General features: G+C 35.2%; 1 protein-coding gene. It reads left to right on the top strand.

The genetic code is table 11. From position 1 onward, the window contains the following. Positions 1-18 precede the first annotated feature (18 nt). Positions 19-281, top strand: a 263-nt coding sequence (locus tag FOT98_RS30360) for a GFA family protein (RefSeq protein ID WP_260851153.1), incomplete at its 3' end; no start/stop codon positions are given.

Here is a 281-nt window from a genome sequence, read left to right as displayed (position 1 = left end):
AAGGTAGATTCGCAAACAATGCACAACCATGCATGTGGTTGTTCTAAGTGCTGGAAACCAGAAGAATCCATTTTTTCTATAGTAGCTGTAGTACCTCGCGACAAAGTTCATGTCATTAGTAACGGCCATAAGTTAGAGATTGTTGATAAAACAGCAGCAATTCAAAGACATTTTTGTAAAGAATGTAAAGCACATTTATTTGGTCGTATAGAAAATAAAGATCATGCATTTTATGGTTTGGATTTTGTTCATACAGAATTATCAGAGGATAAAGGGTGGTC

This window comes from Bacillus sp. HY001, assembly GCF_007558965.1.
GTDB classification, from domain to species: Bacteria; Bacillota; Bacilli; order Bacillales; family Bacillaceae_G; genus Bacillus_A; species Bacillus_A mobilis.
Note: the sequence above shows the minus strand (reverse complement) of the source record. Positions and strands in the feature narration are given on the sequence as shown.